The sequence below is a fragment of the Marinobacter sp. R17 genome, from assembly GCF_003789045.1.
Taxonomy (GTDB): Bacteria; Pseudomonadota; Gammaproteobacteria; order Pseudomonadales; family Oleiphilaceae; genus Marinobacter_A; species Marinobacter_A mangrovi.
Map to the genome: position 1 here is coordinate 152757 of NZ_RHGZ01000003.1, position 13272 is coordinate 166028.

Annotated in this window: 13 protein-coding genes; 10 read left to right on the forward strand and 3 right to left on the reverse strand. The window is 62.4% G+C overall.

Going from position 1 to position 13272, the window contains the following annotated elements; genetic code table 11:
- The first annotated feature begins 132 nt into the window (after nt 1-132).
- On the forward strand, nt 133-2046 hold the full coding sequence (dsbD, locus tag EB809_RS04000) for a protein-disulfide reductase DsbD (RefSeq protein WP_411711047.1): 1914 nt from the start codon (nt 133-135) through the stop codon (nt 2044-2046).
- Nucleotides 2043-2903 (forward strand): DMT family transporter, encoded by an 861-nt coding sequence (locus tag EB809_RS04005; RefSeq protein ID WP_123633515.1) that lies wholly within the window; start codon nt 2043-2045, stop codon nt 2901-2903. The genes dsbD and EB809_RS04005 overlap by 4 nt, the downstream gene beginning before the upstream one ends.
- Here EB809_RS04005 and tusA read toward each other — a convergent pair whose 3' ends face one another.
- A complete protein-coding gene (tusA, locus tag EB809_RS04010) occupies nt 2904-3134 on the reverse strand; it encodes a sulfurtransferase TusA (RefSeq protein ID WP_190294817.1) in 231 nt (76 codons plus the stop codon). It lies immediately after the preceding gene.
- Nucleotides 3135-3230: 96 nt separating this feature from the next.
- On the opposite strand from tusA, the gene EB809_RS04015 reads away from it, so the two are divergent.
- Nucleotides 3231-3515, forward strand: a complete 285-nt coding sequence (locus EB809_RS04015; protein WP_123633564.1) for an antibiotic biosynthesis monooxygenase family protein — start codon at nt 3231-3233, stop codon at nt 3513-3515.
- A gap of 16 nt (nt 3516-3531) precedes the next feature.
- Here EB809_RS04015 and rlmM read toward each other — a convergent pair whose 3' ends face one another.
- Together rlmM and EB809_RS04025 are read right to left on the reverse strand one after the other, a co-directional pair.
- Nucleotides 3532-4596 (reverse strand): 23S rRNA (cytidine(2498)-2'-O)-methyltransferase RlmM, encoded by a 1065-nt coding sequence (gene rlmM / locus EB809_RS04020; RefSeq protein WP_123633517.1) that lies wholly within the window; start codon nt 4594-4596, stop codon nt 3532-3534.
- A gap of 5 nt (nt 4597-4601) precedes the next feature.
- On the reverse strand, nt 4602-5243 hold the full coding sequence (locus EB809_RS04025; protein ID WP_123633518.1) for an alpha/beta family hydrolase: 642 nt from the start codon (nt 5241-5243) through the stop codon (nt 4602-4604).
- Between the two features lie 315 nt (nt 5244-5558).
- On the opposite strand from EB809_RS04025, the gene ccoN reads away from it, so the two are divergent.
- The 7 genes from ccoN to EB809_RS04060 all read left to right on the forward strand — a co-directional run bounded on the left by ccoN (nt 5559) and on the right by EB809_RS04060 (nt 13244).
- The gene (gene ccoN, locus EB809_RS04030; RefSeq protein ID WP_123633519.1) at nt 5559-6989 is read left to right on the forward strand and encodes a cytochrome-c oxidase, cbb3-type subunit I; all 1431 of its coding nucleotides are present in this window, start codon (nt 5559-5561) and stop codon (nt 6987-6989) included.
- 17 nt (nt 6990-7006) lie between these two features.
- Nucleotides 7007-7615 (forward strand): cytochrome-c oxidase, cbb3-type subunit II, encoded by a 609-nt coding sequence (gene ccoO, locus EB809_RS04035; protein WP_123633520.1) that lies wholly within the window; start codon nt 7007-7009, stop codon nt 7613-7615.
- 5 nt (nt 7616-7620) lie between these two features.
- Nucleotides 7621-7809, forward strand: a complete 189-nt coding sequence (locus EB809_RS04040; RefSeq protein ID WP_123633521.1) for a cbb3-type cytochrome oxidase subunit 3 — start codon at nt 7621-7623, stop codon at nt 7807-7809.
- Nucleotides 7806-8705, forward strand: coding sequence for a cytochrome-c oxidase, cbb3-type subunit III (gene ccoP, locus EB809_RS04045; RefSeq protein WP_123633522.1), 900 nt, complete (start codon nt 7806-7808; stop codon nt 8703-8705). Before EB809_RS04040 ends, ccoP begins: the two co-directional genes overlap by 4 nt.
- Nucleotides 8706-8782: 77 nt before the next feature.
- Entirely contained in the window at nt 8783-10213 is a 1431-nt protein-coding gene (ccoG, locus tag EB809_RS04050; protein ID WP_123633523.1) for a cytochrome c oxidase accessory protein CcoG, read from the forward strand.
- Nucleotides 10214-10241: 28 nt separating this feature from the next.
- Nucleotides 10242-10757: a FixH family protein gene (locus EB809_RS04055; RefSeq protein ID WP_123633524.1), complete on the forward strand. Its 516-nt coding sequence runs from the start codon at nt 10242-10244 to the stop codon at nt 10755-10757.
- A 3-nt stretch (nt 10758-10760) separates the two neighbouring features.
- Complete coding sequence (locus tag EB809_RS04060; RefSeq protein WP_123633525.1) at nt 10761-13244, forward strand: heavy metal translocating P-type ATPase; 2484 nt, start codon at nt 10761-10763, stop codon at nt 13242-13244.
- The last annotated feature ends 28 nt before the right edge of the window (nt 13245-13272 follow it).

Here is a 13272-nt window from a genome sequence, read left to right on the forward strand (position 1 = left end):
ATCCCGGACGCTCCGGGCCTAATGGACGCGGCCTGCCGAACTTTCTGGTAACATCCCGCTCCAAGAAAGCGTTCCGTAAGAGCCCGATCAGCCGCCTTGCCCGGCGGCATTCCGACTGCGAAGGATCCCTCTTTGTCGTACCTATTCGGCCATCGTTCATCCCCGCCCATCGCCGGTGCCCTGCGTCGCCTGGGGCTGACGCTCACCTTCTGCCTGGGGCTCGCGGGATATGCCGGCCACGCGCTGGCCTTCAATATCGAATCGGCCGCGAGCGGAAGCGGCCAGGCCCTTGGCGAGTTCCTGCCAGTGGACGAAGCGCTGCCGTTCAGCTCGGGGCTGACCGACAACGGCGTCGAACTGACCTGGAACATTGCCCCCGAACATTACCTCTATCGCGACCGGATCAAGATCGTTGCCACCGATGCCGACGTTCAGGTGGGCACTCCGCAATTTTCCCAGGGCGGCCATACCAAGGACGATCCCTATTTCGGCAAGGTAACGGTCTTTACCGATCCGGTGAATGCCACCGTACCGGTGACGCTGCCCGACAGCCTGGACGAAACCACCCTCAAGGTCACCTATCAGGGCTGCGCCGATGCAGGCCTGTGCTATCCACCGCAGACTCGCGACGTTCTGTTCATGGCATCGGCCGGCGGCGCTGCCACCGCAACCGTCAATACGGCAGACCGCCCCCCGGCACCGCCCGCGGCAAACACCGAGACCGCCGCCGGCATCGCCGTGCTGTTGCAACAGCAATCCCTGCTGACGATTACCGGCCTTTTCCTGTTGCTGGGACTGGGGCTGACGTTCACGCCCTGTGTACTGCCCATGATCCCCATTATCTCGGCGCTGGTCGCCAACAGTCAGACCCGGACACCGCAGGCCCTGGCGCTCGCCATCAGCTATGTCCTGGGTATGGCGCTGACCTACGCCGCAGCCGGCGTCCTGACCGGGCTGCTCGGCGCCAGTTTCAACCTGCAGGCCCAGCTGCAATCGCCGGTCGTCCTGATCACGTTCGCCACTCTGTTCACGCTGTTCGCCCTGTCCATGTTCGGGCTCTTCGAGCTGCGCCTCCCGCAGGCGCTGACCGACCGGCTCACGGCCACCTCCAGCCGACTCAGCGGCGGCCACCTGATCTCGGTGTTCGGTATTGGCGCCCTGTCCGCACTGATTGTGTCACCCTGCGTTTCAGCGCCGCTGGCGGGCAGCCTGCTCTATATCAGCACCACTCAGGACGCCGTCCTGGGCGGTCTGGCGCTACTGGCTCTGGGCCTGGGCATGGGCATTCCGCTGATCATCGTGGCGGTCGGCGGGCGTAGGCTGCTACCGAGCACCGGCGCCTGGATGAACACGGTAAAGGCCTTCTATGGCGTACTCCTTTTGGCGGTGGCCATCTGGCTCATGGAGCGTCTTTTACCGGGCTGGATCACATTGATCCTGTGGGGCCTGCTGGCGGCCGTGACCGGTGTTCAACTGGGCGCGTTCGAGCGGGCCGAGGCGGGCTGGCAACGCACCTGGAAAGGACTGGGGCTGGTCCTGTTCGCCTATGCGATTGTCCTGCTTGGCGGCGGCCTGGCCGGCGCCAGTGATCCACTACGCCCGCTTGCGCCCTTCACCGCCAGCCAGCCGGTTACTGTCGCCAACTCATCCGATGCCGACGCGTCCGAATCGCCCTTCCAGCGCACCCGTTCCACCCGGGACCTCAAGGCTGCCCTGGCCTCTGCGGCGCAGGCGGGCAAGCCGGTCATGCTCGATTTCTATGCCGACTGGTGCATCAGCTGCAAGGTGATGGAGCGTAACGTGTTCAGTGACCCACAGGTCCAGGCCGCTATGGCGCCGATGACCCTGCTGCAAATCGACGTCACCGACAATACGCCGGAACAGCAGGCCCTGCTCGACGAACTGAACCTGTTCGGCCCGCCGGCCATCCTGTTTTTCGACGCCAGCGGTGAGGAAATGACGGACGCCCGCGTCATGGGCGAGATGGACCGTACCGAGTTCCTGGCCCACCTGGAGAAAACCCGCAAGGGTCGAGCCCAGCTGTGACCGCCCTGCAACGGGGCGCAGCCTGCGTCATGGCCGGCGAGATGCTGCTCGCCATCATGGGCGCCATCATCAAACACCTGGCACCGGAACTGCCCAACGCGGAACTGGTTTTCCTGCGTAACGTCCTGGGTCTGGCGGTGATTACACCGGTCATGCTCTATCGGGAGGGAATCGGCGGGTTACGGACGCGCCACCTTCGCTTTCATTTCATGCGCGCGGTGATTGGCGTCAGCGCCATGTACTGCTACTTCTTCAGCCTGCAGAAACTGGCCCTGACCGAAGCCGTGCTGCTGAAACTGACGGCGCCGTTTTTCATCCCGGTCATTGCCCTGCTCTGGCTGCGGGAAAGCACCTCGCGCACGATCTGGCTGACCATCGCCATCGGCTTTGCCGGCGTGCTGGTCATCCTCGATCCGGCCGCCGCTCGCCTGCAGGATTACCTCTTTGTCGCTGCGGGCCTGACCGGCGCCCTGCTCGGCGCCACGGCCAAAGTCACCATCCGGCGCATGGGCGTGGCGGAACCCAGCGGCCGTATCGTGTTCTATTTTGCCTTTTTCGGGTCGCTGGTAACGGCGCCGGCGGCCGTGGCTGTCTGGCAGCCGCCCAGCACCGCCATCTGGCTCTGGATGGCGGCACTGGCATTGTGCGCCACGCTCGCCCAGATGCTGATTACCACGGCCTACCGCATCGCGCCCGCAGGCCAGATCGGTCAGTTCACCTATTCGTCGGTCCTGTTTGCGGCACTACTGGGGTGGGTTTTCTTTCTGGAGCCGGTTACTGAATCACAGCTTTTGGGGTGCGTGCTGATTGTCGGCGCAGGGCTGTTCAACCTGCGCCAACGCCGGCCCATCGGTTAATCATTCGCCGCGTCGAATGTAGTACACGAATTCGGTCTCGGTGTGATGTTCCTTCACCAGCGTGTGATTGAGGAACTGACAGAAACGCGGCACGTCCCGGGTGGTTGACGGATCCGTCGCGACCACCCGCAGGATACCGTCGATGGGCACTTCCGCCATCCGGTTGTGCAGCATCATCACCGGCTCGGGGCACATCAGCCCCGTGGCATCGAGTTCGAGGTCATAGGCCATATCCACCACAACAGCTTCTCCCAGCGCCGGTCAGAGGCGCTCTTATCGGTTCAGTGCTAGATTGAATTATAAGAACAACGCGTTGCGGAGGCTATGATGATCCGGGTGCTGATCGAGCGGCATATCGCCACCACGCTGGAAAGTGCCTATGAGAGGGAGTCCCGGCTGCTGTTGCAACATGCCGTGAGCGTACCGGGGTTCATTTCCGGCGAGACGCTGGTGGACGCCAACGACATCCACCACCGCATGACGCTGTGCAACTGGCGCTCCATCACCGACTGGGACAACTGGTACCACTCGGACCAGCGCAAGGAAATGATGAACGAGCTGAACCTGATGATGGATCAGGAAGAGAAAGTCACCATTCTGCAGCAGTGCTGACCGCCCATACGCCGCTTCAGCTGAACCGCTCCACAAAGCAGGTGATTTCTTCCCGGTCGTGATACAGATGCCGGGCCTTCAGCCGGACGTCTACGCCCGTCGCGTCCAGCTTCTCCAGCAACCGCTCGCGACACACCAGCCATTCATCGTAGCGTTTCTTCATCGGCAACTTCAGGTTAAAGACGCTGTACTTGCACAGACGGTGCCCCAGCCAATCCACCACCAATTCCGTAGTCCGGCGCGGCTTGTCGACGATGTCGCACACCATCCAGTCCACCGCTCGCTGCGGCCGCCACAAATAGCCGTCTGCGCGGACGTGTTCGACGTGGCCGCTGGCCATCAAGGCGTCGTCCATCGGGCCGTTGTCCACCGCAGTCACCAGCATACCCTGGCGCACCAGTTGCCAGGTCCACCCTCCGGGCGCCGCGCCCAGATCCACGGCTTTCTTGCCGCCACCCAGATAATCCAGCCATTGCGTCTGCGGAATGAAGACTTTCCAGGCCTCCTCCAGCTTCAGCGCAGAACGACTCGGGGCCGAGGCCGGCAGCCGCAGCCGCGGGATGCCGCTGAGATAAACCGCCCGATTATCGGCATGACTGACGCCAATAATCATCCGGTCAAACGATGGCAGGAAGATTTCCAGACGTCTGGGGTTGGCCTCATCCTCCACCAGGAACCCCGTCTCCCGCAGTGCCCGAGACAACGGAGAAGCCCACTTGCGGCTGAAAGCACCGAGATCGCGTTCGACATCTTCCGGCACGCGAATTTCCACGCGGGCCGACGGCGGCATGTGCGGCTGTTCACGCAGCGCCTCGAGGACCGCTCCCACGCGATCCGAAGACGGCAATGGCCGATCATCAATGACCTCGAACCAGTCTCGGGTAAACACCAGCGAGGCCATGCCCACCTGCTGCATCAGCGACCGTGCGTCACCACCATCCGCCACCACAAACAACACCTGGCCGGCGTTGGCTTCCGGCTGGAAATAGCCATAACGCCCGTGTTCGGCCGCCAGGTCGGTCAGTTCGCGGCCGGCTTCCGTTTCAAAACCGGGGCGGCAAAACAGCAGTACTTGCGCCATCGTACTCAGATCTCCTTCGACGTCGCCGGGCCGTCCATCCACGTGACGGTCTGCCGGGCGGCCTGTTCAATCAGCTCAGCTTGCGTGGTTCCGGTGGACTTTCGCGGCCGGAAGTCGTGTTCTCCGTCGTCCAGCCAGTGCAGCGTAACCGGCACTTCACCCGCCAGATGCGCCTGAACTTCGTCCTGGCGGCCGAAAGGATCCCGGGTACCCTGGTTGATCAGCACCGGTACGGTAAAGTCAGTGAAGTGGTCCGTACGCCAGCGATCGGGCTTGCCTGGCGGGTGAAATGGATAGCCAAAGCAGGCGCAGCCGGCAATGCGGTCGTCTGCCCGGCTGGCCAGGACACTCGCAATCCGCCCGCCCATGGATTTGCCGCCGATGTAGAGCGGTCCGGACTCGCTTGCATAGCGGTCGATCACGGCGCTGAATTCGCCTTCCAGCTTGTCGGCTTTGGGCGGCGGACGTTTCTTGCCGTCTTCCCGACGCTTCTGCATGTAACCGAATTCAAAGCGGACAACCCGGATTCCCTGCTCCGCCAGCGCCATGGCCAGCTGATCCATAAAGGGCGAATCCATCGGGGCGCCGGCACCATGGGCCAGCAGCAGGGTTCGGGCACCCTCGCCATCAATCATCACTTCCGCCATTGTCGATGTCCTGCCGTTAATGGGATGCGGCCCGACCGGGCCAGTGCTGGCGCGCATAGTAGCAGTCGCCGTGAGCAAACCCCAGTCAGCTGAATCATCGCGCCCCATGACCAGCCCGTCGCCCGCGGTCAACTGACAATCAGGGCGCTACGAGAAGCAATACGGAAGGATGACCCTGCGACGATCGACCCCATCCTCCCAAATGCCCACTCATGCCCGCCTTTTGGCTTGATCCAGGTCATTGAAAAGCCACCATCCATTGACCATACTTGCATCGCCTAATTTTATTACTCGACATCCTCTGGTAGGGACACTATGAGTACAGCGACGCCTAACCTGACGTATAACTATAAGGTCGTGCGCCAATTCGCCATCATGACGGTGGTTTGGGGCATCATCGGCATGGGGATGGGCGTGCTCATTGCCTCTCAGCTGCGCTTTCCCTTTATGAACTTCGATCTGCCGTGGACCCACTTCGGCAGATTGCGCCCGCTCCATACCAACCTGGTGATTTTCGGTTTCGGCGGCTGCGCGCTGTTTGCGACGTCCTACTATGTGGTCCAGCGGACCTGCCAGGCCCGGCTGTTCTCTGACGGTCTGGCTGCATTCACGTTCTGGGGTTGGCAGGCCATCCTGGTCGCCGCCTGCATTACCCTGCCCATGGGCCTGACCACCACCAAGGAATACGCGGAACTGGAGTGGCCCATCGATATCCTGATTGCCGTGGTCTGGGTGGCGTACGCGATGGTGTTTTTCGGCACGATCACCAAACGCCAGACCAAGCACATCTACGTGGCCAACTGGTTCTATGGTGCGTTCATTATCACGGTCGCGGTGCTGCATATCGGCAATAACCTGGAGCTGCCGGTCAGTGCGTTCAAATCCTATTCCATTTACAGCGGCGTCACCGATGCCATGATGCAGTGGTGGTGGGGCCACAATGCGGTGGGCTTTTTCCTGACAGCCGGCTTCCTGGGGATGATGTACTACTTCGTGCCCAAGCAGGCGGAGCGGCCGGTGTATTCCTATCGCCTGTCCATCGTTCACTTCTGGGCCCTGATCGCCACCTACGTCTGGGCCGGCGGCCATCACCTGCATTACAGCGCCCTGCCGGACTGGGCCCAGACCGCGGGCATGATCATGTCCCTGATCCTGCTGGCCCCGAGCTGGGGCGGCATGATCAACGGGATGATGACCCTGTCGGGTGCCTGGCACAAACTGCGCACCGATCCGATCCTGCGGTTCCTGGTGGTGTCCCTGTCGTTCTACGGCATGTCCACGTTTGAAGGCCCGATGATGGCCATCAAGACAGTCAACGCCCTGTCCCACGATACCGACTGGACCATCGGTCACGTGCATTCCGGCGCCCTGGGCTGGGTGGCCATGATCAGCATCGGCGCGGTCTACCACCTGATCCCGCGGCTGTGGGGCATGACTCAGATGTACAGTGTGGGCCTGATCAACCTGCATTTCTGGCTGGCAACCATCGGCACGGTGCTCTACATCGTGGCCATGTGGGTCAACGGCATCATGCAGGGTCTGATGTGGCGCGCGGTCAATGCCGACGGCACCCTCACCTACAGTTTTGTGGAAGGCCTTGAAAACTCCAAACCCGGTTACCTGATTCGCCTGATCGGAGGGGGCATCTTCCTGATCGGCATGCTGGTCATGGCCTATAACGTGCGCATGACGATCCGGCAGAAGGATGCCGTCGCACTCGACAACAGCGCCGTCCAGGCCGCCTGAGGGAGAGAGGGATCACGATGAAGCACGAAGTTGTCGAGAAGAACATCGGCCTGATGGGGCTGCTGATCGTCCTGGTGATCAGTGGGGGCTTCCTGGTGGAAATCGTGCCGCTGTTCTTCCTCAAGGAAGTCAACGAGCCGGTGGCCGGACTGGAGCCGCTAACGCCGCTGGAAATGGAAGGCCGCGACATCTACATCCGCGAAGGTTGCCACGTCTGCCACACCCAGATGATCCGCCCATTCCGGGCCGAAACCGAGCGCTACGGCCATTACTCGGTGGCTGGCGAGTTTGTCTACGAGCACCCGTTCCTGTGGGGCTCCAAACGCACCGGCCCGGATCTGGCACGCGTCGGCGGCCGCTATTCCGACGCCTGGCACCGGGTCCACCTGAACAACCCCCGGGATGTGGTGCCGGAATCCAATATGCCTGCCTTCCCCTGGCTGTTTGAGCGCAAGCTGGATCCGGATGGCATCACGGCCAAGCTCAAGGCGTTCCAGACGTTCGGTGTTCCCTACAGCGACGAGGACATTGCGGCAGCGCCGGACCAGATTCGCGGCAAGTATGAAATCGAGGCGCTGGTGGCCTATCTCCAGCAGCTGGGCACGGTGATCTCAACCAAACGGTGATGGCGATGGATATCAACGATCTGCGCGGCATACACACGCTGCTGGTCCTGGTCGCCTTTATCGGGATCGTCTGGTGGGCTTACAGCGCACACCGCAGGAAATCCAACGATGAAGCGGCCAATCTCCCCTTTGCGGACGACGACATCGACCAGCGCACGCGGGAAAGGGAAAAGCGGACGGAGAATAAAAAATGAGCACCTTCTGGAGCCTATGGATCAGCGTGATCGTGCTCGCCACGGTTATCGGCTGCTGGTGGCTGTTGTGGGCGACCCGCAAGAGTCAGCCAACCGACAAGGAGACCGACCGCACCACCGGGCATTCGTTCGACGGCATCGAGGAATACGACAACCCGCTGCCGAAATGGTGGTTCCACCTGTTCACCGCCACCTGCGTGTTCTCTCTCATTTACCTGGCGTTGTACCCGGGCCTCGGCAATTTCGAAGGTCTGCTGGGCTGGACTCAGGAAAAGCAATGGCAGGAAGAGGTGCAACAGGCTGAGGCCCGTTATGGCGAACTCTACGCCAGGTACGGTGACGTCCCGATCCCCGAGCTGGCCAGGAACGACGATGCCCGCAAGATGGGGCAACGCCTGTTTTCCAACAATTGCGCGGTATGCCACGGCTCGGCAGCGCGGGGTGCCGTGGGCTTCCCCAACCTGACGGACGACGCCTGGATCTGGGGTGGCGATCCGGACCGGATCGTCGAAACCATCCACCAGGGCCGCGTGAACCAGATGCCGGCCAAGGGCCTGATGCCCAACATGAGCAACGATCAGGTGGAAGCCGTGGTCAACTATGTGCTCAGCTTCAGCGGCCGCGAGCGTGACCCAGCCCTGGCCAAGGAAGGCAAGCAGGTCTTCGCGCAGGCCTGCGCCGGGTGCCACGGCCAGGATGCCAAGGGGAATCCGATGGTGGGCGCCCCCAACCTGACCGACGACGACTGGCTCTACGGCAGCACTTACGACTGGATCAAGGAAACCGTCACCTACGGTCGCCAGAACCGGATGCCTCCTCAGGAAGGCCGGCTGAGCGACGACCAGATCCACATTCTTGCGGCCTATGTCTATGGCCTGTCGCACCGGGGCGAATGATGCCCCGCAGGCAATTTGCTGAACCCTGGGCCGGAATCCGGTCCAGGCGTGAAGAGAGCACCACATGAGAGGACTTGATGAGCAGTCAAATACCGGTCAAACAGGTTGACCCCGCGACTGACGCCTCCACCAACAAGAAAAAACCGGAAAACGTCGAGCTCTACGCCAGCCGCAAGAAGATTTACGTCAAAGCCGTCACAGGCCTCTACCAGCGTATTCGCTTTTTCAGCCTGTGGGGGCTGATGGGCATGTATTTCCTGTTCTGCTGGGTCCATATCGGCGGAGAACCCCTGATTTACTTCAACCTGCCGGCCCGGGAATTCCACCTCTTCGGCACCACGTTCTTTCCCAAAGACTTCATCATGCTCTCAGGCATGCTGATCATCGCCGCCTTCGGCCTGTTTTTCATCACGACCCTGTTCGGTCGGGTCTGGTGCGGGTACACCTGCCCGCAAACCGTGTGGACGTTCATCTTCATGTGGGTGGAGGAGAAGGTCGAGGGATCGCGCAACAAGCGCATCAAGCTGGACCAGGCCCCTGGCGGCACGTCGAAATCCGTCAAGAAAGTCGTCAAACACGCCCTGTGGTTGTTGATCGCCTTTGCCACGGGCCTCACGTTCGTCGGCTACTTCTATCCGGTGCGGGAGCTGAGCATTGACCTGTTCACTCTGCAGGCCAACGGCTGGGCCTATTTCTGGGTGTTTTTCTTTACCGTCGCCACCTACACCAATGCCGGCTGGCTGCGGGAACAGGTCTGTCTCTACATGTGCCCCTATGCCCGCTTCCAGTCGGTGATGTTCGATGAAGACACCCGGGTGGTCTCCTACGACTACAACCGGGGCGAGCCGCGCGGCGGCCGTCGCAAGGACGCCAGCAAGACGGAACTCGGTCTCGGCGACTGCATTGACTGCGGCCAGTGCGTGCAAGTCTGCCCCACCGGCATCGATATCCGGGACGGGCTGCAGTACGAGTGCATCAACTGCGCCCTGTGCATCGACGCCTGCGACGAGATCATGGACAAGATGAACTACCCGCGCGGGCTGATTCGCTATACCACCGAACACGAGCTGGAAGGCAAGCCGTCGAAACTCCTTCGTCCCCGCACGTTCGGCTATGGTGCCGCGTTACTGCTGATGATTGGGGCGCTAATCTTCACCCTGTTGACCCGGGTGCCGGTCCAGCTGGAAGTGATCCGCGACCGGGGCGCCCTGTTCAAGATGAACAACCGGGGCATGATCGAGAATTCCTACACCGTCAAGGTCCAGAACATGACGGAAGTACCGCAGGTCTTTATCCTGTCGGTATCCGGCCTGAATACCGCGCACATTATCGGTGACACGCAGCTGCAGGTAGCCGCCGGCGAGAACCTGTCACTGCCCACCGTTGTGGAAGTCAGCCCGGAGGCGCTGACGGACACCCACAACGACATCACCTTCAACATTCGTGCTGAAGGCGACGCGACGCTCGGCGCCCGCACCGAAAGCCGCTTCCTGGGCGCCCGGCGCTGACCTTCAACCGAGAGTGAGATCCGCCACCATGTCCGACGATGCGCTCAAGACACCCGGCCCCTGGTACAAGCAATTCTGGCTGTGGTTCGTGCTGGCGATTCCCGCCTTCACCATCGTCTTCTGCCTGTTCATGATTACCGTTGCCGTACGAACCCAGGGTTCCATGGTCAGCGACGACTATTACAAGGACGGACTGGCCATCAATATGGCGTTGGCCAAGGACCACAAGGCCGCCGATATGGGCCTGGAAGGACACGTGACCTTCACCGACAAGGGCGCACGCCTAACGCTGACCCAGGACGGCCAGCCCGCCGGTTTCGACTTCCTGATCCTCAACCTGTCCCATCCGACCCTGGCCGAACGGGATCGGCGCCTGCAGTTCCAGCCCACCGGAGACGGCCACTACGAGGTTCGCCTGCCGCAGTCTCTCGAGGGCCGCTGGTACCTCGATCTGCGCGGCCCGGATAATAGCTGGCGCCTGAAAGGCGAAGCCGCTCTGCCCAGTGATATCGCTCTGCCGCTCGAACCGGCACCCCAGGGGTAAGCGGTGTCAGGGGATCCTTGCTACCACTGCGGTGAACCGATCACCGGCCAGGCGCCACTGACGCTGGACACTGACGGCACAACGAAAGCCTTCTGTTGCCATGGTTGCCGGGCCGTCTTCCAACTGATCCGGGACGAGGGCCTGACCGGTTTCTACCGCCATCGAACGGCGACACCGGCAACGCCGGGCACGCTGACGGACCGTGACCGGGAACGACTCGCGGTCTTTGACCACCCGGCCGTCCAGGCGGATTTTGTCAGCGATACCGCCGGCACCGACCAGGCGCCTTTGCGCGAAGCCCAGCTGCTGATCGGAGGGCTCTCCTGTGCCGCCTGCATCTGGCTTCTGGAGCACCATCTCGCGCAGCAGCCCGGCGTGCGCCAATTCTCAATCAACTACAGCACCCAACGGGCCCGACTGGTGTGGAATCCGGCCGAGACGGCACTCAGCCCCCTGCTGCTGGCCATTCACGAACTGGGCTATGACGCCCGCCCCTATCGGGCGGACCAGGCCGAGGCCCAACTGCAACGGGAAAAGCGCAGCGCACTGATCCGACTGTGCGTGGCCGGTGCCGGCACCATGCAAAGCATGATGTTGGCCGTACCGCTTTACTTCGGGCTGATCAGCGGCGTTTCCGATGACATGCAGCCGTTTTTCCGCTGGGTGAGCCTGCTGGTGGCCACACCGGTCGTGTTCTACAGCGCCCGTCCGTTCTTCCGCAACGCGCGTCGCGACCTGAGCGCACGCCACCTGACCATGGATGTCCCGGTCGCCTTGGCGATCGGACTGGCCTACTCGGCCAGCGCCTGGGTCACGGTGATGGGCGGCGAGGAGGTGTATTTCGAGTCGGTCTGCATGTTCACCTTTTTCCTGTCCCTGGGGCGTTTTATCGAGATGCAGGCACGCTATCGGGCCGGGCTCAGCGGCGGTTCGCTCCACAACCTGACGCCCGCCATTGCCACCCGGCGCCGGGGTGACACGCTGGAAACCGTGCCCGTCCATGCCCTGCGGCCGGGTGATACGGTGGACATCAAACCCGGCGACGTGATCCCGGCCGACGGCGTGATTACCGCCGGCTACTCCACCCTGAACGAAGCCGCCCTGACCGGCGAGTACCTGCCCGAGGAACGGGGACCGGGCAGTCCGGCCCATGCGGGCGCCATCAACGGCGAAAACCCGATTGCCCTGCGCGTTGAACGCACCGGCCAGCACACGCGACTTTCCAGCATCCTGCGCATCCTGGACCGGGTCCAGTCGGAGAAACCCCCGGTGGGCCAGCTCGCCGATCGCCTGGCGGGGCGCTTCGTCAGCCGCATCCTAATCATCGCCCCGTTGGTGGGGCTGGGCTGGTGGCTGGCCGGCTCGGAGCGTGCCTTTGATATCGCCCTGGCCGTCCTGGTGGTGACCTGCCCTTGCGCCTTGTCACTGGCGACGCCGACAGCACTGACCATGGCCACCGTCTCATTGCGACGCGCCGGCTTCCTGCCGACGCGGGGCCACACCCTGGAATCCCTCGACCGGATCGACACCGTGGTCTTCGACAAGACCGGCACGCTGACCGAGGGTCGGCTGACGCTGCGCAGCACCCGGCTTTTCGGCGATCTGGATACTGCCGCATGCCTGGCTCTGGCCGCGGGACTCGAACGCTACTCGGAGCATCCCATTGCGGCTGCGCTCCAGGGGAATGTTGACCGGCGATATGCGGTAACCGACGTCACCAATCACCTGGGCGGTGGTTTGACTGGCCAGTACCAGGGGCAGGAATTGGTGATCGGCCACGCTGCTTTCGTCAGGGCGCAGATCGGCATTGAGCATCTACCGGAGCCGGACGAAGGCCTGGGTCTCTTCCTCGCGCTGGGCAATCAACTGCTGGCCCGCTTCACGCTGGACGATCAACTGCGCGAAGAGGCGGCCGATACGCTGCGCCAACTCCAGGCTCTGGGACTTCAGACGATCCTGCTCAGTGGTGACCGGTCTTCCCATGTGCAGCGCGTGGCCGGACAGCTGCCGCTGGATGCCTGCAAGGGTCAGGCTTCGCCGGAGGACAAGCTGGCGTTCCTGAAAACACTGGAGGCACAGGGACGTCGCATCATGATGGTGGGCGACGGACTCAATGACCTGCCGGTCATGGCTGGGGCCGACGTGTCGGTCGCCATGGGCAGTGCCGCCGATCTGACTCAGCTGAAAGCCGATGCGGTACTGCTCAACAGCCAACTGAGTCGACTGGTGAACGCCCTCAGAACAGCCCGGCACCTGCGGCGGATCATCCGCCAGAACATGACCTGGGCTGTCACCTATAATCTTTGCGCACTGCCACTCGCCGCAGCCGGGCTGGTGCCGCCGTGGCTGGCCGCTCTGGGCATGTCCCTGAGTTCACTGGTGGTCGTCATCAACGCCACCCGACTGGGCCGGACAAAACCGGTCGCCCCAGAACCGCCGGTCGAAAGGCCGTTGGCCCATCCTGTGCAGCCTGATACGGTGAATTGATCGACCGTTGTGAATGACGCAAAAGGAT

Bases quoted from the DNA above. Each gene is read 5' to 3' on its own strand.
- tusA (WP_190294817.1), bottom strand. From the start codon at position 3,134: ATGGCCTATGACCTCGAACTCGATGCCACGGGGCTGATGTGCCCCGAG.
- EB809_RS04015 (WP_123633564.1), top strand. From the start codon at position 3,231: ATGATCCGGGTGCTGATCGAGCGGCATATCGCCACCACGCTGGAAAGT.
- rlmM (WP_123633517.1), bottom strand. From the start codon at position 4,596: ATGGCGCAAGTACTGCTGTTTTGCCGCCCCGGTTTTGAAACGGAAGCC.
- EB809_RS04025 (WP_123633518.1), bottom strand. From the start codon at position 5,243: ATGGCGGAAGTGATGATTGATGGCGAGGGTGCCCGAACCCTGCTGCTG.
- ccoN (WP_123633519.1), top strand. From the start codon at position 5,559: ATGAGTACAGCGACGCCTAACCTGACGTATAACTATAAGGTCGTGCGC.
- ccoO (WP_123633520.1), top strand. From the start codon at position 7,007: ATGAAGCACGAAGTTGTCGAGAAGAACATCGGCCTGATGGGGCTGCTG.
- EB809_RS04040 (WP_123633521.1), top strand. From the start codon at position 7,621: ATGGATATCAACGATCTGCGCGGCATACACACGCTGCTGGTCCTGGTC.
- ccoP (WP_123633522.1), top strand. From the start codon at position 7,806: ATGAGCACCTTCTGGAGCCTATGGATCAGCGTGATCGTGCTCGCCACG.
- ccoG (WP_123633523.1), top strand. From the start codon at position 8,783: ATGAGCAGTCAAATACCGGTCAAACAGGTTGACCCCGCGACTGACGCC.
- EB809_RS04055 (WP_123633524.1), top strand. From the start codon at position 10,242: ATGTCCGACGATGCGCTCAAGACACCCGGCCCCTGGTACAAGCAATTC.